At 53.1% G+C, this 25,310-nt stretch carries 26 protein-coding genes, 1 pseudogene and 1 riboswitch; of the genes and pseudogenes, 16 read left to right on the forward strand and 11 right to left on the reverse strand.

Annotation, left to right across the window (positions count from 1 at the left end; all coding sequences use genetic code 11):
* Positions 1 to 105, forward strand: a pseudogene (locus tag ACJHX3_RS10630) (tail fiber domain-containing protein); the annotation flags it as partial.
* Positions 106 to 115: 10 nt separating this feature from the next.
* Entirely contained in the window at positions 116 to 403 is a 288-nt protein-coding gene (locus tag ACJHX3_RS10635; protein ID WP_094321736.1) for a hypothetical protein, read from the forward strand.
* A gap of 390 nt (positions 404 to 793) precedes the next feature.
* Here the strand turns inward: ACJHX3_RS10635 and ACJHX3_RS10640 are convergent, their stop codons facing one another.
* Complete coding sequence (locus ACJHX3_RS10640) at positions 794 to 1,270, reverse strand: kinase inhibitor (RefSeq protein WP_000767411.1); 477 nt, start codon at positions 1,268 to 1,270, stop codon at positions 794 to 796.
* A 58-nt stretch (positions 1,271 to 1,328) separates the two neighbouring features.
* Complete coding sequence (gene bioA, locus ACJHX3_RS10645; RefSeq protein ID WP_094308410.1) at positions 1,329 to 2,618, reverse strand: adenosylmethionine--8-amino-7-oxononanoate transaminase; 1,290 nt, start codon at positions 2,616 to 2,618, stop codon at positions 1,329 to 1,331.
* 86 nt (positions 2,619 to 2,704) lie between these two features.
* Between bioA and bioB the strand changes: the two genes are divergently transcribed.
* From bioB to uvrB, 5 genes are all read left to right on the forward strand, one after another.
* Positions 2,705 to 3,745, forward strand: a complete 1,041-nt coding sequence (gene bioB, locus ACJHX3_RS10650; protein ID WP_000951213.1) for a biotin synthase BioB — start codon at positions 2,705 to 2,707, stop codon at positions 3,743 to 3,745.
* Positions 3,742 to 4,896 carry an 8-amino-7-oxononanoate synthase gene (gene bioF / locus ACJHX3_RS10655; protein WP_000118793.1) on the forward strand — a complete coding sequence of 385 codons (1,155 nt, stop codon included), beginning with the start codon at positions 3,742 to 3,744 and terminating at the stop codon, positions 4,894 to 4,896. Before bioB ends, bioF begins: the two co-directional genes overlap by 4 nt.
* The gene (gene bioC, locus ACJHX3_RS10660; protein WP_094321735.1) at positions 4,883 to 5,638 is read left to right on the forward strand and encodes a malonyl-ACP O-methyltransferase BioC; all 756 of its coding nucleotides are present in this window, start codon (positions 4,883 to 4,885) and stop codon (positions 5,636 to 5,638) included. Before bioF ends, bioC begins: the two co-directional genes overlap by 14 nt.
* The gene (bioD, locus tag ACJHX3_RS10665) at positions 5,631 to 6,308 is read left to right on the forward strand and encodes a dethiobiotin synthase (RefSeq protein WP_000044832.1); all 678 of its coding nucleotides are present in this window, start codon (positions 5,631 to 5,633) and stop codon (positions 6,306 to 6,308) included. Before bioC ends, bioD begins: the two co-directional genes overlap by 8 nt.
* A gap of 578 nt (positions 6,309 to 6,886) precedes the next feature.
* Positions 6,887 to 8,908 carry an excinuclease ABC subunit UvrB gene (gene uvrB / locus ACJHX3_RS10670; RefSeq protein ID WP_410236138.1) on the forward strand — a complete coding sequence of 674 codons (2,022 nt, stop codon included), beginning with the start codon at positions 6,887 to 6,889 and terminating at the stop codon, positions 8,906 to 8,908.
* A gap of 146 nt (positions 8,909 to 9,054) precedes the next feature.
* On the opposite strand, the gene yvcK is transcribed toward uvrB, so the two are convergent.
* Entirely contained in the window at positions 9,055 to 9,963 is a 909-nt protein-coding gene (gene yvcK / locus ACJHX3_RS10675; protein WP_001308507.1) for a uridine diphosphate-N-acetylglucosamine-binding protein YvcK, read from the reverse strand.
* A gap of 264 nt (positions 9,964 to 10,227) precedes the next feature.
* Positions 10,228 to 10,372: riboswitch (molybdenum cofactor riboswitch) on the forward strand.
* Between yvcK and moaA the strand changes: the two genes are divergently transcribed.
* The 7 genes from moaA (at position 10,360) to ACJHX3_RS10710 (ending at position 14,498) form a co-directional block, all read left to right on the forward strand.
* A complete protein-coding gene (moaA, locus tag ACJHX3_RS10680) occupies positions 10,360 to 11,349 on the forward strand; it encodes a GTP 3',8-cyclase MoaA (protein WP_001295301.1) in 990 nt (329 codons plus the stop codon). (Overlaps the previous riboswitch by 13 nt.)
* Positions 11,350 to 11,370: 21 nt before the next feature.
* Entirely contained in the window at positions 11,371 to 11,883 is a 513-nt protein-coding gene (moaB, locus tag ACJHX3_RS10685; protein WP_000084639.1) for a molybdenum cofactor biosynthesis protein B, read from the forward strand.
* Positions 11,884 to 11,885: 2 nt separating this feature from the next.
* Positions 11,886 to 12,371 (forward strand): cyclic pyranopterin monophosphate synthase MoaC, encoded by a 486-nt coding sequence (gene moaC / locus ACJHX3_RS10690; protein ID WP_000080885.1) that lies wholly within the window; start codon positions 11,886 to 11,888, stop codon positions 12,369 to 12,371.
* Positions 12,364 to 12,609 carry a molybdopterin synthase sulfur carrier subunit gene (gene moaD / locus ACJHX3_RS10695; protein WP_000598614.1) on the forward strand — a complete coding sequence of 82 codons (246 nt, stop codon included), beginning with the start codon at positions 12,364 to 12,366 and terminating at the stop codon, positions 12,607 to 12,609. Before moaC ends, moaD begins: the two co-directional genes overlap by 8 nt.
* Position 12,610: 1 nt before the next feature.
* Positions 12,611 to 13,063: a molybdopterin synthase catalytic subunit MoaE gene (gene moaE / locus ACJHX3_RS10700; protein ID WP_000852287.1), complete on the forward strand. Its 453-nt coding sequence runs from the start codon at positions 12,611 to 12,613 to the stop codon at positions 13,061 to 13,063.
* A 136-nt stretch (positions 13,064 to 13,199) separates the two neighbouring features.
* The gene (locus ACJHX3_RS10705; protein ID WP_001469073.1) at positions 13,200 to 13,904 is read left to right on the forward strand and encodes a Bax inhibitor-1/YccA family protein; all 705 of its coding nucleotides are present in this window, start codon (positions 13,200 to 13,202) and stop codon (positions 13,902 to 13,904) included.
* 204 nt (positions 13,905 to 14,108) lie between these two features.
* On the forward strand, positions 14,109 to 14,498 hold the full coding sequence (locus ACJHX3_RS10710; RefSeq protein WP_000446922.1) for a hypothetical protein: 390 nt from the start codon (positions 14,109 to 14,111) through the stop codon (positions 14,496 to 14,498).
* 35 nt (positions 14,499 to 14,533) lie between these two features.
* Here the strand turns inward: ACJHX3_RS10710 and ACJHX3_RS10715 are convergent, their stop codons facing one another.
* From ACJHX3_RS10715 to ACJHX3_RS10725, 3 genes are read right to left on the reverse strand one after another with little or no spacing between them, the layout of a single operon-like run.
* Positions 14,534 to 15,490 (reverse strand): YbhN family protein, encoded by a 957-nt coding sequence (locus tag ACJHX3_RS10715; RefSeq protein WP_000045450.1) that lies wholly within the window; start codon positions 15,488 to 15,490, stop codon positions 14,534 to 14,536.
* Positions 15,490 to 16,731 carry a cardiolipin synthase ClsB gene (gene clsB, locus ACJHX3_RS10720; protein ID WP_000650337.1) on the reverse strand — a complete coding sequence of 414 codons (1,242 nt, stop codon included), beginning with the start codon at positions 16,729 to 16,731 and terminating at the stop codon, positions 15,490 to 15,492. Before clsB ends, ACJHX3_RS10715 begins: the two co-directional genes overlap by 1 nt.
* On the reverse strand, positions 16,728 to 17,489 hold the full coding sequence (locus ACJHX3_RS10725) for an endonuclease/exonuclease/phosphatase family protein (protein WP_001113348.1): 762 nt from the start codon (positions 17,487 to 17,489) through the stop codon (positions 16,728 to 16,730). The genes clsB and ACJHX3_RS10725 overlap by 4 nt, the downstream gene beginning before the upstream one ends.
* Before the next feature lie 132 nt (positions 17,490 to 17,621).
* Here ACJHX3_RS10725 and ACJHX3_RS10730 point away from each other — a divergent pair, with 132 nt between their 5' ends.
* Positions 17,622 to 18,032, forward strand: coding sequence for a YbhQ family protein (locus ACJHX3_RS10730; RefSeq protein ID WP_000871982.1), 411 nt, complete (start codon positions 17,622 to 17,624; stop codon positions 18,030 to 18,032).
* Here the strand turns inward: ACJHX3_RS10730 and ACJHX3_RS10735 are convergent.
* The 5 genes from ACJHX3_RS10735 to cecR are packed head-to-tail and all read right to left on the reverse strand — an operon-like array spanning position 17,994 to position 23,635.
* The gene (locus tag ACJHX3_RS10735; RefSeq protein WP_000469031.1) at positions 17,994 to 19,100 is read right to left on the reverse strand and encodes an ABC transporter permease; all 1,107 of its coding nucleotides are present in this window, start codon (positions 19,098 to 19,100) and stop codon (positions 17,994 to 17,996) included. The genes ACJHX3_RS10730 and ACJHX3_RS10735 overlap by 39 nt on opposite strands.
* A gap of 10 nt (positions 19,101 to 19,110) precedes the next feature.
* Positions 19,111 to 20,244 (reverse strand): ABC transporter permease, encoded by a 1,134-nt coding sequence (locus ACJHX3_RS10740; RefSeq protein WP_000070131.1) that lies wholly within the window; start codon positions 20,242 to 20,244, stop codon positions 19,111 to 19,113.
* Complete coding sequence (locus tag ACJHX3_RS10745) at positions 20,237 to 21,973, reverse strand: ATP-binding cassette domain-containing protein (protein ID WP_001469071.1); 1,737 nt, start codon at positions 21,971 to 21,973, stop codon at positions 20,237 to 20,239. Before ACJHX3_RS10745 ends, ACJHX3_RS10740 begins: the two co-directional genes overlap by 8 nt.
* Positions 21,966 to 22,961 carry a secretion protein HlyD gene (gene hlyD, locus ACJHX3_RS10750; protein ID WP_000743444.1) on the reverse strand — a complete coding sequence of 332 codons (996 nt, stop codon included), beginning with the start codon at positions 22,959 to 22,961 and terminating at the stop codon, positions 21,966 to 21,968. The genes ACJHX3_RS10745 and hlyD overlap by 8 nt, the downstream gene beginning before the upstream one ends.
* 2 nt (positions 22,962 to 22,963) lie before the next feature.
* Positions 22,964 to 23,635, reverse strand: a complete 672-nt coding sequence (cecR, locus tag ACJHX3_RS10755) for a DNA-binding transcriptional regulator CecR (RefSeq protein WP_001295890.1) — start codon at positions 23,633 to 23,635, stop codon at positions 22,964 to 22,966.
* Between the two features lie 228 nt (positions 23,636 to 23,863).
* Between cecR and rhlE the strand changes: the two genes are divergently transcribed.
* Complete coding sequence (gene rhlE, locus ACJHX3_RS10760; protein WP_000007101.1) at positions 23,864 to 25,228, forward strand: ATP-dependent RNA helicase RhlE; 1,365 nt, start codon at positions 23,864 to 23,866, stop codon at positions 25,226 to 25,228.
* Positions 25,229 to 25,310 lie beyond the last annotated feature (82 nt).

The raw sequence follows: 25,310 nt of genomic DNA on the forward strand, positions 1-25,310 counted from the left end.
CTGGTTGTTCCACTGATTCACCATATCCAGAAGCTGACTGAAAGAGTTGATGAACTTGAGTCAGAATTAAAGTTGTTATCCGTTTCCCGAAGCGATATCGGATAAAGGAGGAGTAATGGATATAACACCTTTCCTTCATGCACTTTGTGCTGTGGCTGCGCAGGTACTGATTGGCCTTTTTACCGGAAACTGGGTTTACGGTGCGATAGCTGGTTGTACGTTCTTCATTGCGCGGGAACACACCCAGGCAGAATATCGCTGGATTGAAATGTTCGGGTATGGCAAGCGCATGAATATGCCGTGGTGGGGCGGTTTTGATCCACGCGTGTGGGATGTGGGAAGTTTGTTGGATTTTTCTTTCCCAATTATCGGATGCTTATTGGTATGGATTCTTGCATCGTAGCGAACACATAATTACCGATGAGACAAAACTGAGGCACACAAATCTTTGCACTGGATTGCAAGGCTTTGTGCTTCTCTGGAGTGCGACATGTTTGATAACAAAAAATTAGCGCAAGAAGACAAAAATCACCTTGCGCTAATGCTCTGTCTCAGGTCACTAATACTATCTAAGTAGTTGATTCATAGTGACTGGATATGTTGTGTTTTGTAGCATCATGTAGTCTATTTTTTAGACTAAAGATATTGTAACACATTGATATTAATGGTTTTTAATGTTTCGCGTTCAGCTTTTTTATACTAACTTGAGCGAAACGGGAAGGTAAAAAGACAAAAAGTTGTTTTTAATACCTTTAAGTGATACCAGATGGCATAGCGCCATCTGGCAGAGTGATTAACTAAACATCGCAGTAATCGAGGCGCTTGCCAGAGAATGGAAATGGACGTTAAACCCGACCATCGCGCCGCTGGCACCTTCATCGACATCAATACGTTCTACATCCAGCGCGTGAACGGTAAAAATGTAGCGATGGGTTTCGCCTTTCGGCGGCGCTGCACCATCGTACCCGGTTTTACCAAAGTCGGTACGCGTCTGCAAAACGCCGTCTGGCATTGCTACCAGACCAGAGCCAAACCCTTGCGGTAATACGCGGGTATCCGCGGGTAAATTAACAACTACCCAGTGCCACCAGCCGGAGCCAGTTGGCGCATCCGGGTCGTAGCAGGTGACAACAAAACTTTTCGTTCCCACAGGAACATCATCCCACGCCAGATGCGGTGAAATATTATCGCCATCGTAACCCATGCCGTTAAAGACATGACGATGCGGCAACTTATCGCCATCGCGCAGATCATTACTGATGAGTTTCATGAACCCTCCTTTCTAGTTTGCAGAAAGTGTAGCCAGAAACCCTCACGCTGACTTCCCGTTATTGGCATAAAAATGTTTCATCCTGCACCGCACGATTAACCGCTGCGGTCAGACGCTGCAACTGTTGCGGGAGAATAATATAGGGCGGCATCAGGTAAATCAGTTTGCCAAAAGGCCGGATCCAGACACCCTGTTCGACAAAGAATTTTTGCAGCGCTGCCATATTCACCGGACGAGTGGTTTCGACCACGCCGATTGCCCCCAGTACGCGCACATCGGCAACCATTTCGGCGTCACAGGCGGGGGCAAGTTGCTCGCGTAGCTGCCCTTCAATAGCCGCCACCTGATGCTGCCAGTCGCCAGATTCGAGAATCGCCAGGCTGGCGTTTGCTGCTGCGCAGGCCAGCGGATTGCCCATAAAAGTTGGCCCATGCATAAAGCAGCCGGCTTCGCCGTTACTGATGGTTTCCGCAACCTCGCGCGTGGTGAGCGTGGCGGAAAGGGTCATTGTGCCGCCGGTTAAGGCTTTACCGAGACATAAAATATCCGGCGCGATTTCTGCATGTTCACAGGCAAACAGTTTGCCGGTACGACCAAATCCGGTGGCGATCTCGTCGGCAATCAGCAAGATACCTTCGCGATCGCACATTTTGCGGATTCGTTTTAACCATTCCGGATGGTACATGCGCATCCCGCCTGCGCCCTGGACAATCGGTTCAATGATCACCGCCGCGATTTCATGACGATGCGCCGCCATCAGGCGGGCAAAGCCCACCATATCGCGCTCATCCCATTCGCCATCCATGCGGCTTTGCGGGGCGGGAGCAAACAAGTTTTCTGGCAGATAGCCTTTCCACAGGCTGTGCATTGAGTTGTCCGGATCGCACACCGACATCGCGCCAAAGGTATCGCCATGATAACCATTGCGGAAGGTCAGAAAACGCTGGCGCGCTTCGCCTTTGGCCTGCCAGTACTGCAACGCCATTTTCATCGCCACTTCTACCGCTACGGAGCCGGAGTCCGCGAGAAAAACGCATTCCAGCGGTTGCGGCGTCATCGCCACCAGTTTGCGGCACAGCTCAATGGCTGGCGCATGAGTGATACCGCCAAACATCACATGCGACATGGCATCAATTTGCGACTTCATCGCCGCATTAAGCTGCGGGTGATTGTAACCGTGGATCGCCGCCCACCAGGACGACATACCGTCAACCAGGCGTCTGCCGTCAGACAAAATTAGCTCGCAACCTTCGGCGCTCGCCACCGGATAAACCGGTAGCGGGGAGGTCATGGATGTGTATGGGTGCCAGATATGGCGTTGGTCAAAGGCAAGATCGTCCGTTGTCATAATCGACTTGTAAACCAAATTGAAAAGATTTAGGTTTACGAGTCTACACCGAATTAACAACAAAAAACACGTTTTGGAGAAGCCCCATGGCTCACCGCCCACGCTGGACATTGTCGCAAGTCACAGAATTATTTGAAAAACCGTTGCTGGATCTGCTGTTTGAAGCGCAGCAGGTGCATCGTCAGCATTTCGATCCACGTCAGGTGCAGGTCAGCACGTTGCTGTCAATTAAGACCGGAGCTTGTCCGGAAGATTGCAAATACTGCCCGCAAAGCTCGCGCTACAAAACCGGGCTGGAAGCCGAGCGGTTGATGGAAGTTGAACAGGTGCTGGAGTCGGCGCGCAAAGCGAAAGCGGCGGGATCGACGCGTTTCTGTATGGGCGCGGCGTGGAAGAATCCCCACGAACGCGATATGCCGTACCTGGAACAAATGGTGCAGGGAGTAAAAGCGATGGGGCTGGAGGCGTGTATGACGCTGGGTACGTTGAGTGAATCTCAGGCGCAGCGCCTTGCGAATGCCGGGCTGGATTACTACAACCATAACCTCGACACCTCGCCGGAGTTTTACGGCAATATCATCACCACACGTACTTATCAGGAACGCCTTGATACGCTGGAAAAAGTGCGCGATGCCGGGATCAAAGTCTGCTCAGGTGGCATTGTGGGTTTAGGCGAAACGGTAAAAGATCGCGCCGGATTATTACTGCAACTGGCAAACCTGCCGACGCCGCCGGAAAGCGTGCCAATCAACATGCTCGTGAAGGTGAAAGGTACTCCACTGGCAGATAACGATGATGTCGATGCCTTTGATTTTATTCGCACCATTGCCGTAGCGCGGATCATGATGCCGACCTCTTACGTGCGCCTTTCTGCCGGACGCGAGCAGATGAACGAACAGACTCAGGCGATGTGCTTTATGGCCGGGGCTAACTCAATTTTCTACGGTTGCAAACTGCTAACCACGCCGAATCCGGAAGAAGATAAAGACCTGCAACTGTTCCGCAAACTGGGGCTAAATCCGCAGCAAACTGCCGTGCTGGCAGGGGATAACGAACAACAGCAGCGTCTGGAGCAGGCACTGATGACCCCGGACACTGACGAATATTACAACGCGGCAGCGCTATGAGCTGGCAGGATAAAATCAACGCGGCGCTCGATGCGCGGCGTGCTGCCGACGCCCTGCGTCGCCGTTATCCAGTGGCGCAAGGAGCCGGACGCTGGCTGGTGGCGGACGATCGCCAGTATCTGAACTTTTCCAGTAACGATTATTTAGGTTTAAGCCATCATCCGCAAATTATCCGTGCCTGGAAGCAGAGTGCGGAGCAATTTGGCGTCGGTAGCGGCGGCTCCGGTCACGTCAGCGGTTATAGCGTGGCACATCAGGCGCTGGAAGAAGAACTGGCCGAGTGGCTGGGCTATTCGCGGGCACTGCTGTTTATCTCTGGTTTTGCCGCTAATCAGGCAGTCATTGCCGCGATGATGGCGAAAGAGGACCGTATTGTTGCCGATCGGCTGAGTCACGCCTCATTGCTGGAAGCTGCCAGTTTAAGCCCGGCGCAGCTTCGCCGTTTTACCCATAACGATGTCACTCATCTGGCGCGACTGCTTGCTTCCCCCTGTCCGGGGCAGCAACTGGTGGTGACAGAAGGCGTGTTCAGCATGGACGGCGATAGTGCGCCACTGGCGGAAATCCAGAAAGTAACGCAACAGCACAATGGCTGGTTGATGGTCGATGATGCCCACGGCACGGGCGTTATCGGGGAGCAGGGGCGTGGCAGCTGCTGGCTGCAAAAGGTAAAACCAGAATTGCTGGTGGTGACTTTTGGCAAAGGATTTGGCGTCAGTGGGGCAGCGGTGCTTTGCTCCGATACGGTGGCGGATTATCTGCTGCAATTCGCCCGCCATCTTATCTACAGCACCAGTATGCCGCCCGCTCAGGCGCAGGCATTACGTGCATCGCTGGCGGTCATTCGCAGTGATGAGGGTGATGCACGGCGCGAAAAACTGGCGGCACTCATTACGCGTTTTCGTGCCGGAGTACAGGATTTGCCGTTTACGCTGGCTGATTCATGCAGCGCCATCCAGCCATTGATTGTTGGTGATAACAGCCGTGCGTTACAACTGGCAGAAAAACTGCGCCAGCAAGGCTGCTGGGTCACGGCGATTCGCCCGCCAACCGTACCTGCTGGTACTGCGCGACTGCGCTTAACACTAACCGCCGCGCATGAAATGCAGGATATCGACCGTCTGCTGGAGGTGCTGCATGGCAACGGTTAATAAACAAGCCATTGCAGCGGCATTTGGTCGGGCAGCCGCGCACTATGAGCAACATGCGGATCTACAGCGCCAGAGTGCTGACGTCTTACTGGCAATGCTCCCACAGCGTAAATACACCCACGTACTGGACGCGGGTTGTGGACCTGGCTGGATGAGCCGCCACTGGCGGGAACGTCACGCGCAGGTGACGGCGTTAGATCTCTCGCCGCCAATGCTTGTTCAGGCACGCCAGAAGGATGCCGCAGACCATTATCTGGCGGGAGATATCGAATCCCTGCCGTTAGCGACTGCAACCTTCGATCTTGCATGGAGCAATCTCGCGGTACAGTGGTGCGGTAATTTATCCACGGCACTCCGCGAGCTATACAGGGTGGTGCGCCCCGGAGGCGTGGTCGCGTTTACCACGCTGGTGCAGGGATCGCTCTCTGAATTACATCAGGCGTGGCAGGCGGTGGACGAGCGCCCGCATGCTAATCGCTTTTTACCGCCAGATGAAATCGAACAGTCGCTGAACGGCGTGCATTATCAACATCATATTCAGCCCATCACGCTGTGGTTTGATGATGCGCTCAGTGCCATGCGTTCGCTGAAAGGCATCGGTGCCACGCATCTTCATGAAGGGCGCGACCCGCGAATATTAACGCGTTCGCAGTTGCAGCGATTACAACTGGCCTGGCCGCAACAACAGGGGCGATATCCTCTGACGTATCATCTTTTTTTGGGAGTAATTGCTCGTGAGTAAACGTTATTTTGTCACCGGAACGGATACCGAAGTGGGGAAAACTGTCGCCAGTTGTGCACTTTTACAAGCCGCGAAGGCAGCAGGTTATCGGACGGCAGGTTATAAACCGGTCGCCTCTGGCAGCGAAAAGACCCCGGAAGGCTTACGTAATAGTGACGCGCTGGCGTTACAGCACAACAGCAGCCTGCAGCTGGATTACGCAACGGTAAATCCTTACACCTTCGCAGAACCCACTTCGCCGCACATCATCAGCGCACAAGAGGGCAGGCCGATAGAATCATTGGTAATGAGTGCCGGATTACGCGCGCTTGAACAACAGGCTGACTGGGTGTTAGTGGAAGGTGCTGGCGGCTGGTTTACGCCGCTTTCTGACACTTTCACTTTTGCGGATTGGGTAACACAGGAACAACTGCCGGTGATACTGGTAGTTGGTGTGAAACTCGGCTGTATTAATCACGCGATGTTGACGGCACAGGCAATACAACACGCCGGACTGACTCTGGCGGGTTGGGTGGCGAATGATGTCACGCCTCCTGGAAAACGTCACGCTGAATATATGACCACGCTCACCCGCATGATTCCCGCGCCGCTGGTGGGCGAAATTCCCTGGCTTGCAGAAAATCCAGAAAATGCGGCAACCGGAAAGTACATAAACCTTGCCTTGTTGTAGCCATCCTGTATTTGGTTAAATTGCGAGCGAGATCGCGTCTTCGATTGACTGCAATTTAACCAATTAAATTCTAAAATAATCACGAAAAAAATTTTACTTCCGCATCATGCGATGAATGTGGGAATTGCCCAGGCGGCGGGGGATAGGGGCTGCAGACAGTTATCCACTATTCCTGTGGATAACCATGTGTATTAGAGTTAGAAAACACGAGGCAAGCGAGAGAATACGCGGCTTGCACGCGAATTGGCGTTAAAGACGGCTCAAAGAAATATCTTTTATTTTTTAACTGGTTAGATAATTGCAATGGCAGTCACTGAAGAGGCATCTCTTGCCATAAAACTGTCATCACTCATCTTGACAAATGTTAAAAAAGCCGTTGCTTTGGGGATAACCCGGTAAGGCCGGAGTTTTATCTCGCCACAGAGTAAATTTTGCTCATGATTGACAGCGGAGTTTACGCTGTAACAGAAATATTATGGTGAGGAACTGTTTTTTTATCCAGTATAATTTGTTGGCATAATTAAGTACGACGAGTAAAATTACATACCTGCCCGCCCAACTCCTTCAGGTAGCGACTCATGAATAAACCGTTCAAACTGAATTCCGCTTTTAAACCTTCTGGCGATCAGCCAGAGGCGATTCGACGTCTCGAAGAGGGGCTGGAAGATGGCCTGGCGCACCAGACGTTACTTGGCGTGACTGGCTCCGGGAAAACCTTCACCATTGCCAATGTCATTGCTGACCTTCAGCGCCCAACCATGGTACTTGCGCCCAACAAAACTCTGGCGGCCCAGCTGTATGGCGAAATGAAAGAGTTCTTCCCGGAAAACGCGGTGGAGTATTTCGTCTCCTACTACGACTACTATCAGCCGGAAGCCTATGTACCGAGTTCCGACACCTTCATTGAGAAAGATGCCTCGGTTAACGAACATATTGAGCAGATGCGTTTGTCCGCTACCAAAGCGATGCTGGAGCGGCGTGATGTGGTTGTGGTGGCGTCTGTTTCCGCGATTTATGGTCTGGGCGATCCTGATTTATATCTCAAAATGATGCTCCATCTCACGGTCGGTATGATTATCGATCAGCGCGCGATCCTGCGCCGACTGGCGGAGCTGCAATACGCTCGTAATGATCAAGCATTCCAGCGTGGTACTTTCCGCGTTCGTGGTGAGGTGATTGATATCTTCCCGGCAGAATCGGATGACATTGCACTTCGCGTGGAGCTGTTTGACGAGGAAGTGGAACGATTGTCGTTATTTGACCCGCTCACCGGGCAGATTGTTTCCACTATTCCACGTTTTACCATCTATCCGAAAACGCACTACGTCACGCCGCGCGAGCGCATCGTACAGGCGATGGAAGAGATCAAAGAAGAACTGGCCGCCAGACGCAAAGTGCTGTTGGAGAATAACAAACTGCTGGAAGAGCAGCGGCTGACCCAGCGTACCCAGTTTGATCTGGAGATGATGAACGAGCTGGGCTACTGTTCCGGGATTGAGAATTACTCGCGCTTCCTCTCCGGTCGTGGACCGGGTGAGCCACCGCCGACGCTGTTTGATTACCTGCCTGCCGATGGGCTGCTGGTGGTTGATGAATCTCACGTTACCATTCCGCAAATTGGCGGCATGTATCGCGGTGACCGGGCGCGTAAAGAGACGCTGGTGGAGTACGGCTTCCGCCTGCCATCAGCGCTGGATAACCGTCCGCTGAAATTTGAAGAGTTCGAAGCATTAGCGCCGCAAACCATCTATGTTTCGGCGACGCCGGGTAATTACGAGCTGGAAAAATCCGGCGGCGATGTGGTGGATCAGGTGGTGCGTCCAACCGGATTGCTTGATCCGATTATCGAAGTGCGGCCAGTGGCGACACAGGTCGATGATCTTCTATCGGAGATTCGTCAGCGAGCGGCAATTAACGAACGCGTACTGGTCACCACACTGACCAAGCGAATGGCGGAAGATCTCACGGAATATCTCGAAGAACACGGCGAGCGCGTGCGTTATCTTCACTCAGATATCGACACCGTCGAACGTATGGAGATTATCCGCGACTTGCGTCTGGGCGAGTTCGACGTGCTGGTGGGGATCAACTTACTGCGCGAAGGTCTGGATATGCCGGAAGTGTCGCTGGTGGCGATCCTCGACGCTGACAAAGAAGGCTTCCTGCGTTCCGAACGTTCGTTGATCCAGACTATTGGTCGTGCGGCGCGTAACGTTAACGGTAAAGCGATTCTCTACGGCGATAAGATCACCCCGTCAATGGCGAAAGCGATTGGCGAAACCGAACGTCGTCGCGAGAAACAGCAGAAGTACAACGAGGAACACGGTATTACGCCGCAAGGCTTGAACAAGAAAGTGGTCGATATCCTGGCGCTGGGGCAGAACATTGCTAAAACCAAAGCGAAGGGCAGAGGAAAATCGCGCCCGATTGTTGAGCCGGATAATGTGCCGATGGATATGTCGCCTAAAGCGTTGCAGCAGAAGATCCATGAACTCGAAGGGTTGATGATGCAACACGCGCAGAATCTGGAGTTCGAAGAAGCGGCACAAATTCGTGACCAGTTGCATCAGCTGCGTGAGCTGTTTATTGCCGCGTCGTGACAAGATGAAAAAGCCGGAATGTTCTTCCGGTTCAGATTAACGATCAAGTCAAAAAAGTGCTCGAACGTTCCCCTCGCCCCTCCGGGGAGAGGGTGAGGGGAACAGGTCGCATTGCACCAGAAGCCTGGTCAGCAATCTCGGCCACATTAACCCAGTGCCTGTAACGCCTTTTCCAGTGCGTTATGTAACAACTGGCGATCATGACGATACGGAATATCGCTGGCCTCCAGTACCTCCTGAATCACAATCCGCTCTTTAACCGCCGAGACATCCACTTTTGGCCCGACGATGACCGCATCAATGACCTTTTTACCGACATACTGCTCCATAATTGCCAGCTTGCTTTCCAGCTTCAAATTAGCCGCAGGTAAACTCAACTCACGCCCCAGATTGCCGATATAGACCATCGGCGCTGGCGTGCGGCGTAATGCCTGTGCGATTTCCTTCAGCAGCAGAATTGGCATCAGGCTGGTGTAAAAACTGCCAGGCCCAATAATGATGAGATCCGCTTCACTGATAGCGTGAACCGCCTCACGCGTTGCGGGTACATTCGGCGTTAACAGTAACTCCTGAATCGGCGTAGTTAACTGGTCGATATTGACCTCGCCGTAAACTTCATGCCCCTGATCGTCAATCGCCATCAGATCAACAGGATGCTCCGACATCGGAATCAAATGTGCGTCCACTTTCAGCAGATTGCGAATCAGATTGATCGCTTCAAGAGGTCGCACGCTAAGGTGATCCAGTGCCTTCAACATCAGGTTTCCAAGGTTATGCCCGGAAAGTTCGCCATTACCGCCGAAACGATATTCAAACATTGCGGAAGCGACGCTGGGTTCAGTTATCAGCTGGTTGAGGCAGTTTCGCATATCGCCCCAGGCAATGCCGCCTTCTGAGCGGCGAATACGCCCCGTCGATCCGCCATTATCCGTGGTGGTGACGATACCCGTTAAACGAGAACCCAAAGACGAAAGTGATGAGAGAACGCGTCCCAGTCCATGCCCTCCGCCGAGAGCAACGACACGATCAAGATCAGCCAGCGTACGATTGCGCATATAGTTTCCTGGAGTCAGATTATCCGCGCTACAGTAGCGCAAATTGCGGGGAAACAGCAATTAACCTGCCAATATTGAGGATACAAACTATTTTCTTCTACCTCTAAAGGACGATGTACGCTATGCCTCTCTGATGATGTATATCAAAGTAAAACCGCCATTTTCCCTTATTCTGTAGCGAAATAGCACGATCATGACGCTATATACATGATTACATAGCGAAAGTGTGGATGGTAAAAATCTCATTTACACGCTAGTATCGGCTTAACCACTAAACACTCTAGCCTCTGCACCTGGGTCAACTGATACGGTGCTTTGGCCGTGACAATGCTCGTAAAGATTGCCACCAGGGCGAAGAAAGAAATGACTTCGCCTCCCGTATCTGGAAAGGTGTACATGGCTTCACAACTGACTGATGCATTTGCGCGTAAGTTTTACTACTTGCGCCTGTCGATTACCGATGTGTGTAACTTTCGTTGCACCTACTGCCTGCCGGATGGCTACAAACCGAGCGGCGTCACCAATAAAGGCTTTCTTACCGTCGATGAAATTCGCCGGGTTACGCGCGCCTTCGCCAGTCTGGGCACCGAAAAAGTCCGTCTGACGGGCGGTGAGCCATCTTTACGCCGCGACTTTACCGATATCATCGCCGCTGTGCGGGAAAACGACGCTATCCGCCAGATTGCGGTCACCACCAATGGTTACCGTCTGGAACGCGATGTGGCGAACTGGCGCGATGCGGGACTTACTGGCATCAACGTCAGCGTTGATAGCCTTGACGCTCGCCAGTTTCATGCCATTACCGGGCAGGATAAATTCAACCAGGTCATGGCAGGGATCGATGCTGCATTTGAGGCCGGTTTTGAGAAGGTCAAAGTCAATACCGTGCTGATGCGTGATGTTAATCATCATCAGCTCGACACCTTTCTGAACTGGATCCAGCATCGCCCTATCCAGCTGCGTTTCATCGAATTGATGGAAACGGGTGAGGGCAGCGAGCTCTTCCGTAAGCATCACATCTCTGGTCAGGTTCTGCGTGACGAGCTACTGCGTCGCGGCTGGATCCACCAATTACGTCAACGCAGCGACGGTCCCGCGCAAGTCTTTTGTCATCCGGATTACGCCGGAGAGATTGGCCTTATCATGCCGTATGAAAAAGACTTCTGCGCCACTTGCAACCGCCTGCGCGTTTCCTCCATTGGTAAACTCCATCTCTGCCTGTTTGGTGAAGGCGGCGTTAACCTGCGCGATCTGCTGGAAGACGATACCCAGCAACAGGCGCTGGAAGCGCGTATTTCAGCGGCGCTGCGGGAGAAGAAACAGACCCATTTCCTGCATCAAAACAACACCGGTATTACGCAAAACTTATCGTACATTGGCGGCTAAAACGTCAAAAGGAGAGATCAGATGAGTCAGGTAAGCACTGAATTTATCCCGACCCGTATTGCTATTCTTACGGTTTCTAATCGTCGTGGTGAAGAAGACGATACCTCCGGTCACTATCTGCGCGATTCGGCGCAGGAAGCGGGCCATCACGTTGTCGATAAAGCCATTGTGAAAGAAAACCGCTACGCTATTCGCGCTCAGGTATCTGCGTGGATCGCCAGCGACGATGTACAAGTGGTATTGATTACGGGGGGTACTGGCCTGACGGAAGGTGATCAGGCTCCCGAAGCGCTGCTACCGTTGTTCGACCGTGAAGTTGAAGGTTTTGGTGAAGTGTTCCGGATGTTGTCGTTTGAAGAGATTGGCACCTCAACGTTGCAATCTCGTGCGGTAGCGGGCGTCGCTAACAAAACGCTGATTTTCGCCATGCCGGGTTCGACCAAAGCGTGCCGCACCGCGTGGGAAAATATCATCGCGCCGCAGCTCGATGCCCGTACACGTCCATGCAATTTCCATCCACATTTGAAGAAATAAGTATGTCGCAACTGACCCATATCAACGCCGCTGGCGAAGCACACATGGTGGATGTCTCCGCCAAAGCGGAAACCGTGCGTGAAGCGCGGGCGGAAGCCTTTGTCACCATGCGCAGCGAGACGCTGGCGATGATTATTGATGGTCGCCACCACAAAGGCGACGTATTTGCCACTGCGCGTATCGCCGGTATTCAGGCGGCAAAACGCACCTGGGATCTGATCCCGCTCTGTCACCCGCTGATGCTCAGCAAAGTTGAAGTCAATTTACAGGCCGAGCCGGAGCACAATCGGGTACGTATAGAAACCTTATGCCGCCTGACCGGGAAAACCGGTGTCGAAATGGAAGCGTTAACCGCGGCCTCCGTGGCGGCGCTGACCATTTATGACATGTGCAAAGCGGTGCAAAAAGATATGGTAATTGGTCCGGTACGTTTGCTGGCGAAGAGCGGCGGCAAGTCGGGTGACTTTAAGGTGGAAGCGGATGATTAAAGTTCTTTTTTTCGCCCAGGTGCGCGAGTTGGTGGGAACAGATGCAACCGAAGTGGCTGCGGATTTCCCAACCGTTGAAGCGTTACGCCAGCACCTGGCTGCGCAGAGCGATCGCTGGGCGCTGGCGCTGGAAGATGGCAAATTGCTGGCTGCCGTCAACCAGACGCTGGTGAGTCTTGACCATCCGCTGACTGACGGCGACGAAGTGGCTTTCTTCCCGCCGGTAACCGGAGGTTAAGATGGCAGAAACCAAAATTGTTGTCGGCCCGCAGCCATTCAGCGTAGGAGAAGAGTATCCGTGGCTGGCGGAGCGTGATGAAGACGGTGCGGTAGTCACCTTTACCGGTAAGGTGCGCAACCATAACCTTGGCGACAGCGTCAAAGCATTAACCCTCGAACACTATCCGGGGATGACTGAAAAAGCACTGGCAGAAATTGTCGATGAAGCGCGTAACCGCTGGCCGCTGGGGCGCGTCACGGTGATTCACCGCATCGGGGAATTATGGCCGGGAGATGAAATCGTTTTTGTCGGTGTCACCAGTGCGCATCGCAGCAGTGCGTTTGAAGCCGGGCAGTTTATTATGGATTATCTCAAAACCCGCGCACCGTTCTGGAAGCGTGAAGCCACGCCGGAAGGCGACCGCTGGGTTGAAGCTCGGGAGAGCGATCAGCAGGCGGCAAAACGCTGGTAGTTTTTTGTTAGCCGGATAAGGCACCGCTGCGTCCGGCAATTTCACCGCTCAGTACATGCGTTTACGCTGCGTCGATGCACAGCCTCATCATTTTGCAGTATCCTTAAGATATTCCTTATATCTTCAGGAGATCGTCATGGACAGATTCCCACGTTCTGATTCAATTGTACACCCCCGGGCTGGCTTGCAAACTTATATGGCGCAAGTCTATGGCTGGATGACCGTTGGCTTGTTGCTGACCGCATTTGTTGCCTGGTATGCGGCTAATTCCGCGGCCGTGATGGAGCTGTTGTTCACTAACCGTGTCTTTTTAATCGGTCTGATCATCGCGCAATTAGCATTGGTTATTGTGTTATCAGCGATGATTCAAAAGCTGAGCGCAGGTGTAACGACGATGCTCTTTATGCTTTATTCGGCGCTGACGGGTCTTACGCTTTCCAGTATTTTCATTGTCTATACCGCTGCTTCTATCGCCAGTACTTTCGTCGTTACTGCCGGGATGTTTGGCGCAATGAGCCTGTACGGTTACACCACGAAGCGCGATCTAAGCGGCTTTGGCAATATGCTGTTTATGGCGTTAATCGGCATTGTGCTGGCATCGCTGGTCAACTTCTGGCTGAAAAGCGAAGCATTGATGTGGGCAGTTACCTACATCGGCGTGATTGTCTTTGTCGGATTGACGGCGTATGACACTCAGAAATTGAAAAATATGGGTGAGCAGATTGATACCCGCGACACGTCGAACCTGCGCAAATATTCCATTCTTGGCGCGTTAACCTTGTATCTGGACTTCATCAACTTGTTCCTGATGTTGTTGCGGATCTTCGGCAACCGCCGTTAATTCTTTTTCACCATCAATATCCCGGCCATGTGTCGGGATTTTTTTCTTACTAAAAACGACACTTAACAAGTACCAGGTATAAAATATGCCTTATGGCCGAGCGGAAGTGTTTTCCGTATCCATAAATACAAAAATATTTTGTATGCGTGGTTTTAAATTTATTGATGGTGAATATTAATATTTTTTCTAAGGACAACTAAAAGAATGGAATCATACTCGCAAAACAGCAATAAATTAGATTTTCAGCACGAGGCCAGGATATTAAACGGTATATGGCTCATTACCGCTTTGGGTATGGTGGCAACCGCAGAGCTGGCCCTGGTGATCATCATGGATGCCGCATTAATGAGTGAACGACCCGTTTGGGTAATAAGTTGCTTAATGATTGTGTTATGGTCAGGCATTATCTCGCATGGACGAAATAAGCTCCTTGAACTGGCAGGAAAATGCCATAGCGAAGAGTTGTGGAGTCCGGTTCGTTGCGCTTTTACAGGTGCATTAACACTCTATTACTATTTTATCGGCTTCTTTGGGATACTTGCCGCGATAGCTATAACGCTTGTCTGGCAAAGGCATACGCGTTTTTTTCATTAGTCGTAAATGCACATACTAAAGAACTTAACTAAACTTCACATCGCCGCTTCATTTTTCGCTCGTAGCTTCTTCGCCTGGCTTTCCAGTAGCAGGTAACAGATCAGCGCCAGCAGCAGTGGGATAAAGTAATACAGCACACGGTAAGCGAGTAGGGCGGCGATAATTGTACCTTTGGAGGTATGCTCCCCAGCCAGTAGCGCGATAAATACCGCTTCCAGCACACCAATTCCCGCCGGAATATGCACGATGACGCCAGCAATACTACTAACCAGTAACACGCCCAGTACAAAGAAATAGTTTACGCTTTGACCGAGTAACAGCCAGATAATCGCTCCCATTACCATCCAGTTAACGCTGGAAATCAGCATCTGGGCGAGGGCAAATTTCCATGAAGGCAGCACCAGTTTTTGTCCTTTGATGGTCATATGGCGGTGCTTCGCGAAAGCGCAAAACCACAAATAAACCGCGATAATCATCAGTAAGCCAATGCCGAGAATGCGCAGCGTGGTTTGATCGACATACCAGTGGTCCGGCAGCTCCACCACGCCTGCGGTAAAGATAATCCCGGCCAGCAAAATATAGCCCAGCCAGTTGGTGGTAATACTGAGCGAGAAAATCCGCGTAATAGTGCTGCCCGGTAACCCTAGCCGGGAGTACAAACGATAGCGCATACCAATGCCGCCGACCCAGGTACTAAGCGTCAGGTTGAAGGCGTAGCAGATAAACGACACCAGCATCACCTGGCGCTTCGCCAGTTTGTGACCGCAGTAAAAGCGGGCGAGCAGATCATAGCAGCCGTAAATCAGATAACTGACGACCACCAGCCCGACCGCACTGAGCAACGCAACGCGATTGTAGTCGCGGATGACCTTCCAGACCTCTTCCCAGTCCACCTTTTTGGCGTAGACCACCAGCAACACTATCACCGCGATAAAAAACAGCCAGGTGAGGATCTTCTTTGCTAAGCGCCAGCGTGGGTGTGATTTACTCATCAGGGTTTTACCCCCGTGTTTTCAGTTTCTACCCGATCCTGCGTTTCCATTGTCGGCTGAGCGGGCGGGTCAACCTGCGCCAGACGTGGCGTGTGTGCCGGAAGCCAGCCGACCAGCGCCGGGAAGTGGCGTAAAAAGTGGAAGGCCAGCACGCTTTTGGTCAGATTCCACCAGGTGCGTTTGGGCAGCATGGTTTCATCCACCTGCTGGCAGTCTGCGGCGATAATGCCGTTTAGATTATCGCGCAGCGTCTGGTTAAAATGACGATCGTGGATGATGACATTTGCTTCGAGATTCAGTGACAAACTGAGCGGATCGAGATTACTGGACCCTACTGTCGCCCAGTGATCGTCCATCAATGCTACTTTGCCGTGGAGCGGGCGGCGGCGGTACTCAAAAACCTGAACGCCACCTTTAACCAGATAGTTATACAGCAAGCGTGCACCGACTCTGACAATCGGCATATCCGGTTCGCCCTGAATGATCAGTTTGATCCGCACCCCGCGCCGTGCCGCTTTACGCAAGGCGTGTAAAAATCGATAGCCGGGGAAGAAGTAGGCGTTGGCGATAATCACTTCCCGCCGCGCCTGAGTGAGCATTTTCAGATAGTGGCGTTCGATATCATCGCGATGTTCTTCGTTATCGCGCCAGACCAGCAATACCTGCGCTTCTCCCGGCTGGCGATTTTCTTCCGCTTTGTGATGACGTCGCCACCAGCGTCGCGCCGCGCTCTGTCCTGGCAGGTTTTCCAGCTCAAACTGGAGAATATCTTCGACAATCGGCCCTTCGAGGCGTACCGCGTAATCCTGTTTGGCCTCCGGGCCGTAGCTGGACATATGCTCGGCGGAGTAATTCAGCCCGCCAATAAAGGCGATACGCGCGTCGATCACCACAATTTTGCGATGCATCCGGCGAAACACATTGGTGCGCATACCAAAAAGGCGAGGGCGGGGATCGTAGTAGCGAAATACCACGCCAGCTGCCGTCAATTCATTGACAAACTCATCGCTGAGATCCGGCGAACCGTAGCCATCCAGCAAGACTTCCGCTTTCACCCCGCGTTGCGCTGCTGCCAGTAGTGCCGCATGCAGTTGTTTGCCGACGTCATCCTCAAACCAGATAAACGTTTCAAGAATGATGCGTTCTTGTGCCTCGCCAATCGCCTTAAACACCGCGGGATAATATTGCTCGCCGTTTTCCAGCAACTGGATCTTATTGCCTTCGCGCCAGCTACATTTCATAAATGAATCTCCGCACTTAAAGGGGCATGATCAGAAAGGTGTCGCCATGTCCGCAGCGGCAACGCGGTTGGCGCGCTGGCGCTGGCATTTTTGACGTAGATCCTGTCCAGTCGTAGTAGAGGAAATTGCACCGGAAACGTGCGCGCCGGGCGTCCGTGGGCGCGGGTAAATATCTCATCCAGCCCGGCCTGCACTTTTAACGGATGATTAGCTTTTTGCCGCCAGTCATTGAAATCACCCGCCACCAATACCGGTTCGCCGTCCGGTAGCTCATTCACCCATTCGGCGAGCATCGCAAGCTGCGCCTGACGGTGCGCCTCACGCAGGCCCAGATGTACGCACATCACATGAATCGCTTTTCCGGTCATCGGCGGCACAATGCGGCAGTAGAGCACGCCGCGCTTTTCCGCACCATCGACCGAAACATCGCGATTCTCATAATGTTCAATGGGATAACGTGAAAGAACCGCGTTACCGTGATGCCCTTCCGGGTATACGGCATTGCGACCGTAGGCAAAATCGCTCCACATCGTGTCGGCGAGAAACTCGTAGTGCGAAGTATCTGGCCAGTTTTCCACATGCAGCGGATGAACTTCGTGCGCGCCCATCACTTCCTGCAGGCAAACAATATCGGCGCTGACGGTACGCACGGCGTCGCGAAGTTCCGGCAAAATGAAGCGTCGGTTAAACGCGGTAAAGCCTTTGTGAATATTGATGGTGAGCACCTTGAACGAAAATTGTTGTGTTTGATCGGGCATAATTTTCCTGTATTTGCCTCTTATCTCATTGAAATAGTGTAGTCGGCGTCACAAAAAGGTGCGGTCTTACGGAATTTTCCGTAAAGTTCGGTACTCTGAGTAAGTAGAGATAAATTCTTCAGGAGAGAAGCCATGAAGTGGCAACAACGTGTTCGTGTCGCAACTGGTCTAAGTTGCTGGCAGATTATGTTGCATTTACTGGTAGTGGCGCTGCTGGTGGTGGGCTGGATGAGTAAGACTCTGGTTCACGTCGGCGTGGGATTATGCGCACTGTATTGTGTCACGGTAGTGATGATGCTGGTGTTTCAGCGCCACCCCGAGCAACGCTGGCGTGAGGTGGCAGACGTCCTGGAAGAGCTGACCACGACCTGGTATTTTGGCGCAGCGCTGATTGTGCTGTGGCTATTGTCCCGTGTACTGGAAAACAACTTTTTGCTGGCAATTGCAGGGCTGGCAATCCTTGCCGGCCCGGCGGTAGTGTCTTTGCTGGCGAAAGATAAGAAGTTACATCACCTTACGTCTAAACATCGCGTACGCCGCTGACCCTGTCGTGGCCGTTATCACCAGTAGCGGCCACAAACTATTCCACACAATATCCAGACTCGCATCCTTCAAATAAATCTGCTTGGTAATGTCCGTAAAGTGGCGAATAGGGTTAATCCACGTCAGGTTTTGCAGCCATACTGGCATGTTTTCCACCGGCGAAACGTAACCGGAAAGGAGAATGGCGGGCATCATAAAAACAAACACGCCGATAAACGCCTGCTGTTGTGTCGAGCAGAGTGATGAAATCAACAGACCGAATCCCACCAGCGATAAACCGTAAATCACCATCGTAAAGTAGAACAGCGCCAGCGATCCGGCGAAGGGGATTTGATACGCCCAGATACCAATCGCCAGCACAATGGTGGCCTGGAAGGTGGCGACAATTAATGCCGGTACGGCCTTGCCGATGAATATCTGCCAGGTTGTGAGCGGCGAAACCAGTAACTGATCGAGCGTACCTTGTTCACGTTCGCGGGCAACAGAAAGTGAAGTGACGATCATCACGCCAATAGTGGTGATCATGGCGATCAGCGACGGCACCACAAACCATTTGTAGTCGAGATTCGGGTTATACCAGTTGCGTACCACCAGCTCGCTGTTGTTGGGTTTCGGTTTTCCTTCCAGCAGCTCCTGTTGATAATTTTTGACGATCTGTTGCAGGTAGTTGGCGGCGATTTGCGCACTGTTGGAGTTACGCCCGTCGAGGATCAACTGCAACGGCGCGGTCTGGAAGGTATCCAGTTTGCGCGAGAAGTCAGCCGGGAAACGCACCAGGAGTAACGCCTTTTGTGTGTCGATGGTTGGGCGGATCTCCTGCGGGCTTTTCAGCAGCAGCACATGGGTAAAGGCGCTGGCGCGGGCAAAACGTTGGGTCAGCTCCACCGAATGCTCGCCGTTATCTTCATCGTAGATGGCGATGGTGGCGTTGGTCACTTCCAGCGTGGCGGCGAACGGGAACAGGATCACCTGAATCAGCACGGGTAAAATCAGAATCGCGCGGGTTTGCGGTTCGCGCAGCAGCGACTGCAACTCTTTGCGGATTAACGTCCATAAGCGATGAAACATGCTCTTCTCCCTAATCCAGCCGACGTTTGGTTTTCAGCCACGTCAGGCCGATAAACATCACCGCCGAAGCGATCAAAAACAGTACGTTCACCACCAGCACTACTGGAATATTCCCGGCGAGGAACAGGCTTTGCAGGGTGCTGACGAAATAACGTGCGGGAATAATGTACGTCACCGCGCGGATCACCGCGGGCATACTGTCTATCTGAAATATAAAGCCGGAAAGCATAATCGACGGCAGAAAAGCCGCGTTCAGAGCGACCTGAGCGGCATTGAACTGGTTGCGGGTAATCGTGGAAATCAGTAGCCCCATCCCCAGGGTACTGAGTAAAAACAGGCTGGAGATAAAAAACAGAATCAGCAGTGACCCGCGATACGGCACGCCGAGAATAAACACTGACACCAGCATACACAGCAGCATCGCCAGCATCCCGAGAAAATAATAAGGGATCAGCTTACACAGTAGCAGTTCCGTGCGGGTAATCTCCGTAGAGAGCAGAGCCTCCATGGTGCCGCGTTCCCATTCTCGCGCCACCACCAGCGAGGTGAGAATCGCGCCGATGACCGTCATGATAATGGTCACCGCACCGGGGATAATAAAGTGCTGGCTAATCGCCGCCGGGTTAAACCAGTAGCGGGTTTGTACATCAATAAGCGGTTCAAAAGTCTGCCCGTTATCCTCCGCTCGCTGCATTTGCCAGATCTGCCAGATCCCTTCGACATACCCCTGCACAAAGTTAGCGGTATTCGGCTCACTGCCGTCGGTGATCACCTGAATCGGTGCGGTGGCGTTGGCGCGCTCCATCTGTTCGGCGAAATCCACCGGAATAACCACCAGACCGCGAATTTTCCCCGCCTGCATTTTGGCGATCAGTTCCTGACGGTTATCGCTGATGGTGGCGTCGATGTAGGGCGAACCGGTCATAGTGTGGGTGAAATCCAGCGCCGCTTCGCTACGCTGTTCCAGCAATATCCCGACCCGCAGCTTGCTGGAGTCGAGGTTAATGCCGTAACCAAAAATAAACAGCAGTAGCAGTGGGATCACTACCGCAATCAGCCAGCTACTCGGATCGCGAACGATCTGCCGTGTCTCTTTGACGCACAGCGCCCGCACGCGACGCCAGGACAGGATCGGATTACTCATTGCCATGCTCCTTATCCCAGTCGTGGATCAACTGAATAAAGGCTTGCTCCATGGTGGGATCGGGTTGCTCATCGTTGGCCGACTGCGCTTTCAAATCGTCTGGTGTGCCGCTGGCGATTAATTTCCCACGGTACACCAGGCCGATGCGGTCGCAATATTCCGCTTCATCCATAAAGTGGGTGGTGACCATCACCGTGACGCCTTTCTCTACCATGCTATTGATGTGCAGCCAGAATTCACGGCGGGTGAGGGGATCAACGCCGGACGTCGGTTCGTCGAGAAACAGAATGTCCGGTTCATGCATCAGCGAGCAGGCCAGCGCCAGCCGCTGTTTAAAACCTAATGGCAGTTCATCGGTCGCGTGGGAGGCGATACTTTTCAGGCCGAACGCCTCGCTCATACGGGAGATTTTTTCGTTCTGCGCCCGACCGCGTAAGCCATACACGCCAGAGAAAAAGCGTAAATTCTGTTCGACCGTCAGGTTGCCGTAGAGCGAAAATTTTTGCGCCATATAGCCGAGATGCTGGCGCGCTTTCCCAGAACTCTCTTTCAGATCCATCCCCAGCACCAGCGCCTGGCCGGAAGTCGGCACCAGCAAACCGCACATCATCTTAAAGGTGGTCGATTTGCCCGCGCCGTTTGGCCCCAGCAAACCAAAAATCTCCCCGCGTTTGACGGCAAAGTTGACGTGATCGGTGGCGGCAAAATCACCAAATTTCTTGGTCAGTTCTTTCGCTTCGATCACCGTCTCGCCAGGTGTACCTTCCACCGTATGCAATATTGCACCCAGCGGCGATTCTGAGGTTCCGGCACCGCCCAGCAAATCAATAAACGCATCTTCAAAACGCGGCGTAGTTTCGTTGATGTTGATTTCCGGCATCCCGTCCGCATGGCGAATATCGTCTGGTGTGGCCTCTTTTTTGAGGATCAGACGTACCGATTTCCCCTGAATCATGCCGTCGCTGACCTGCGGTAGTTTCAATGCCCGTTGCAACAGTTTGCGGTTGCCCTCGTGTGGACTGGTCATCAGAAAGCTGCGTCCGGCCATGGTTTGTGTCAGGGCCGTCGGTTCTCCCTGGTACAACAATTCGCCTTCGTTCATCAGTAACACGTCACGGCACTGCTCGGCTTCGTCGAGATACGATGTGCTCCAGAGGATTAACATCCCTTCGCCCGCCAGCTCATGCACCATCTGCCACAGTTCGCGCCGTGAGATAGGGTCAACACCGACGCCGGGTTCATCGAGCAGCAACACTTTCGGTTCGCCCACCAGGGTACAGGCCAGGCCAAGTTTTTGTTTCATCCCACCGGAGAGCTTGCCCGCCAGGCGTCCGGTAAACGGGCCAAGAGACGTAAACTCCAGCAGGCGAGCAAAAGTTTGCTTCCGTGCCTCGCCGGTGACGCTGCGCAAATCTGCGTACAGATTGAGATTCTCCATCACCGTGAGATCTTCATACAGACCGAATTTCTGCGGCATATAGCCGAGCACGGCGTGCAGCGCGCCGTCGTTTTTGATCGGATCAAAGCCAATCACCGTGGCATTGCCGCTGTCGGGTTTCAGTAATCCCGCCAGCATCCGCATTAGCGTGGTTTTACCTGCACCATCCGGCCCCACCAGCCCCGTCACATAACCGGCGTGAATGGTGCAGTCGAGCGGTGCGACGGCGGGCTTGTCCATGCCCGGAAAGCGTTTTTCCAGGCCGTTCAGCGTGATAACGGCATCATTCATGTCCTGCCTCGTCACCGAATTGCACCGTTACCGGCATTCCCTGGCGTAACGCATCATCGGCGTCGGTCACCACAATACGCAGGCGATAGACGAGGTCGGTACGCAGATCCGGTGTTTCGACGGTTTTCGGGGTAAATTCAGCAGTCGGCGAAACGAAACCAATCTGCCCGTGATACGGCTTGTCCGGGCGACCATCGGTATAAAGCAACACTTTGCGCCCCGGCTGGGCCTGGTCAAGATTACGTTCATCAACATAAGCGCGCACCCACACCGGACGCGTTAGTGAAACGGTAAACACTGTGCCACCTTCATTGAGAACCGTGCCTGGCTCCACCGCGCGCGTTAACAGCGTGCCATCAGACGGTGCTATCAACGTTGAGTCCTGTAAATTCAGCTCCGCCTGCGCCAGTTGCGCCTGCGCCTGTTCGAGGCTGGCTTTCGCCTGAGCGATGTCCTGTTCACGGTTACCGGAACGGTACTGACGCAATTTATCCTGTGCTGATTTCAGCGTTGCCTGTGCCTGGTCGCGCGAGGAGCGGGCATTTTCCAGGTCATTTGCCGAAATGGTGCGGCTTTTCCACAGTCCTTGCTGGCGGTTATAGAAGTTCTGCGCATAGTCATAGGCAGCTTGCGCCTGTTTCACCGCTGCGGCGGCCTGAGCGATTTCTTCATCGCGATACCCGGCAAGCATCAGGTCATACTGCGCCTGCGCCACCGAAACACCCGCTTTCGCCTGCATCAGGGCAATCTCATACGGCTTGTGATCCAGTTCGCCCAGTACCTGGCCCGCTTTGATCGCATCACCTTCGTCCACCGCCAGCGACTCAACGCGCCCCCCAACACGGAAACTAAGATTCACCGTACGAATATCCACGTTGCCATACAGCGTCAGGCCGTTATCCTGGCGGCTTTGATACCACCAGTAGCCTCCGGCAACCACGGCGGCAAGTACCACTACCGCCAGTCCGATCACGACAGGTTTTTTCATCACTACAAACTCCTTTGCGATAATCCTTGCAAAATCAGGTCAATATGACAGGTCACCGTCTGGTTGATCAGTTCGGTCTTTTCTTCATCGAACGCGGTCCAGCCGGTACGTAACAAAATGGTTTCTTTGCCAAGACGAAACGCCAGAATCTCACCAATCAACGCATGGGTATGAAGGATCATGCGGGTATCGCTAGCGTCGCAGCCGGTCCAGGCGGCAATCAGGCGTGTAAGGTGGCTGTGTAGCGGACTAATCACCTGTTCGTGCACCAGGTGGTAGGCTGCCGTGGGAGAGAGCTGCTCACGGGAGATAAATTTGCTGAGGTTGACGGTGTCATCCTGGGTGAGCAGCTTAATCATGTTTCTGCAGGCGCGAAGGATCAGTTCACGGATGGCAGCCCGATCTGGCTGTGGTTGTGCGAACAAGCGTTCGGCCTCTTCGGCGTGCGGACGGAACTGCTCGCCAATAAAATCGGCAATCCACTGGGCGCAGGCGAGGTACAAATCCTCTTTCGAACCGAAGTAGTAGGTGATGGCTGCGATATTCTGCCCGGCCTGGGCGGCTATCTCGCGGGTGGTGGCGTTCATTCCATATTCACCAAACTGCGCCAGTGCGGCAGCAATCAGCTGTTTTTTCGCCTGTTCACCCTTGATTGTCATGGCAGGATTATTCATCGCACAGTCCATTCTTAATCAAATGATTGATTAAGATTATGACTCCATATGGGAGTTGTCCAGTATGACCAGGAATTTTAGCAACGCCAGTCACAGGGATAATTTATGCGCTGCGTCACAAAAACTGCTACACTCCGCTCCCTCATGACATTGTGGTTTTTGTCATTTTCCTTTTCAGTATCTCCCTGAAAACTACACCGGTAACGGTCGGGGCGGTTCGGAGTAGTTATGTCTTTCGATTCTTTGGGTTTAAGCCCTGATATCCTGCGCGCCGTTGCCGAGCAGGGTTACCGTGAACCCACCCCTATTCAGCAGCAGGCGATCCCTGCGGTGCTGGAAGGCCGCGACCTGATGGCCAGTGCCCAGACCGGCACCGGAAAAACAGCGGGCTTTACGCTGCCGCTGTTGCAACACCTGATCACTCGCCAGCCGCACGCCAAAGGGCGTCGTCCGGTACGTGCGCTCATTCTTACCCCGACCCGTGAACTGGCGGCGCAGATTGGCGAAAACGTCCGTGATTACAGCAAATACCTGAACATTCGTTCGCTGGTGGTGTTTGGCGGTGTCAGCATTAACCCGCAGATGATGAAGCTGCGCGGCGGCGTTGATGTGCTGGTGGCAACGCCGGGACGTCTGCTGGACCTGGAACATCAGAACGCGGTGAAGCTGGATCAGGTTGAAATCCTCGTCCTCGATGAAGCTGACCGCATGCTCGACATGGGCTTTATCCACGATATCCGTCGCGTGTTAACAAAACTACCTGCGAAGCGCCAGAACCTGTTGTTCTCCGCGACCTTCTCTGACGATATTAAAGCTCTGGCGGAAAAACTGTTGCACAACCCGCTGGAAATCGAAGTGGCACGCCGCAATACCGCGTCTGATCAGGTGACCCAGCATGTTCACTTTGTTGATAAGAAACGCAAACGCGAATTGCTGTCGCATATGATTGGGAAAGGGAACTGGCAGCAGGTGCTGGTGTTTACCCGTACCAAACATGGCGCTAACCATCTGGCTGAACAGCTCAATAAAGATGGCATCCGCAGTGCGGCGATCCACGGGAATAAATCGCAAGGTGCGCGTACCCGTGCGCTGGCTGATTTTAAATCGGGTGACATTCGCGTACTGGTGGCGACCGATATCGCTGCGCGCGGTCTGGATATCGAAGAGTTGCCGCACGTCGTCAACTATGAACTGCCAAATGTACCGGAAGATTATGTCCACCGTATCGGGCGTACCGGTCGTGCGGCTGCTACCGGTGAAGCGTTGTCGCTGGTGTGTGTTGATGAACACAAACTGCTGCGTGATATCGAAAAACTGCTGAAAAAAGAGATCCCGCGCATTGCGATTCCGGGCTATGAGCCGGACCCGTCAATCAAAGCCGAACCGATCCAGAACGGTCGCCAGCAACGTGGCGGCGGCGGTCGTGGGCAAGGTGGTGGTCGCGGTCAACAGCAACCACGCCGTGGGGAAGGTGGCGCAAAATCTGCAAGCGCGAAACCTGCAGAAAAACCGTCTCGCCGCCTCGGCGATGCCAAACCGGCAGGCGAACAACAACGTCGCCGCCGTCCGCGTAAACCTGCTGCTGCGCAGTAATACCATGTAAGGGCAAAAGAGTATCACAGGCTTTTGCCCATTATTCAGGTAACACGGTCAGACATGCATGACATGTCTGATT

Source organism: Escherichia sp. WS1265, assembly GCF_046487585.1.
In the GTDB taxonomy this organism is placed as follows: Bacteria; Pseudomonadota; Gammaproteobacteria; order Enterobacterales; family Enterobacteriaceae; genus Escherichia; species Escherichia coli.

Excerpts from the sequence above, each read along its gene's own strand:
- ACJHX3_RS10635 (WP_094321736.1), top strand. The coding sequence starts at position 116 with ATGGATATAACACCTTTCCTTCATGCACTTTGTGCTGTGGCTGCGCAG.
- ACJHX3_RS10640 (WP_000767411.1), bottom strand. The coding sequence starts at position 1,270 with ATGAAACTCATCAGTAATGATCTGCGCGATGGCGATAAGTTGCCGCAT.
- bioA (WP_094308410.1), bottom strand. The coding sequence starts at position 2,618 with ATGACAACGGACGATCTTGCCTTTGACCAACGCCATATCTGGCACCCA.
- bioB (WP_000951213.1), top strand. The coding sequence starts at position 2,705 with ATGGCTCACCGCCCACGCTGGACATTGTCGCAAGTCACAGAATTATTT.
- bioF (WP_000118793.1), top strand. The coding sequence starts at position 3,742 with ATGAGCTGGCAGGATAAAATCAACGCGGCGCTCGATGCGCGGCGTGCT.
- bioC (WP_094321735.1), top strand. The coding sequence starts at position 4,883 with ATGGCAACGGTTAATAAACAAGCCATTGCAGCGGCATTTGGTCGGGCA.
- uvrB (WP_410236138.1), top strand. The coding sequence starts at position 6,887 with ATGAATAAACCGTTCAAACTGAATTCCGCTTTTAAACCTTCTGGCGAT.
- yvcK (WP_001308507.1), bottom strand. The coding sequence starts at position 9,963 with ATGCGCAATCGTACGCTGGCTGATCTTGATCGTGTCGTTGCTCTCGGC.
- moaA (WP_001295301.1), top strand. The coding sequence starts at position 10,360 with ATGGCTTCACAACTGACTGATGCATTTGCGCGTAAGTTTTACTACTTG.
- moaB (WP_000084639.1), top strand. The coding sequence starts at position 11,371 with ATGAGTCAGGTAAGCACTGAATTTATCCCGACCCGTATTGCTATTCTT.
- moaC (WP_000080885.1), top strand. The coding sequence starts at position 11,886 with ATGTCGCAACTGACCCATATCAACGCCGCTGGCGAAGCACACATGGTG.
- moaD (WP_000598614.1), top strand. The coding sequence starts at position 12,364 with ATGATTAAAGTTCTTTTTTTCGCCCAGGTGCGCGAGTTGGTGGGAACA.
- moaE (WP_000852287.1), top strand. The coding sequence starts at position 12,611 with ATGGCAGAAACCAAAATTGTTGTCGGCCCGCAGCCATTCAGCGTAGGA.
- ACJHX3_RS10705 (WP_001469073.1), top strand. The coding sequence starts at position 13,200 with ATGGACAGATTCCCACGTTCTGATTCAATTGTACACCCCCGGGCTGGC.
- ACJHX3_RS10710 (WP_000446922.1), top strand. The coding sequence starts at position 14,109 with ATGGAATCATACTCGCAAAACAGCAATAAATTAGATTTTCAGCACGAG.
- ACJHX3_RS10715 (WP_000045450.1), bottom strand. The coding sequence starts at position 15,490 with ATGAGTAAATCACACCCACGCTGGCGCTTAGCAAAGAAGATCCTCACC.
- clsB (WP_000650337.1), bottom strand. The coding sequence starts at position 16,731 with ATGAAATGTAGCTGGCGCGAAGGCAATAAGATCCAGTTGCTGGAAAAC.
- ACJHX3_RS10725 (WP_001113348.1), bottom strand. The coding sequence starts at position 17,489 with ATGCCCGATCAAACACAACAATTTTCGTTCAAGGTGCTCACCATCAAT.
- ACJHX3_RS10730 (WP_000871982.1), top strand. The coding sequence starts at position 17,622 with ATGAAGTGGCAACAACGTGTTCGTGTCGCAACTGGTCTAAGTTGCTGG.
- ACJHX3_RS10735 (WP_000469031.1), bottom strand. The coding sequence starts at position 19,100 with ATGTTTCATCGCTTATGGACGTTAATCCGCAAAGAGTTGCAGTCGCTG.
- ACJHX3_RS10740 (WP_000070131.1), bottom strand. The coding sequence starts at position 20,244 with ATGAGTAATCCGATCCTGTCCTGGCGTCGCGTGCGGGCGCTGTGCGTC.
- ACJHX3_RS10745 (WP_001469071.1), bottom strand. The coding sequence starts at position 21,973 with ATGAATGATGCCGTTATCACGCTGAACGGCCTGGAAAAACGCTTTCCG.
- hlyD (WP_000743444.1), bottom strand. The coding sequence starts at position 22,961 with ATGAAAAAACCTGTCGTGATCGGACTGGCGGTAGTGGTACTTGCCGCC.
- cecR (WP_001295890.1), bottom strand. The coding sequence starts at position 23,635 with ATGAATAATCCTGCCATGACAATCAAGGGTGAACAGGCGAAAAAACAG.
- rhlE (WP_000007101.1), top strand. The coding sequence starts at position 23,864 with ATGTCTTTCGATTCTTTGGGTTTAAGCCCTGATATCCTGCGCGCCGTT.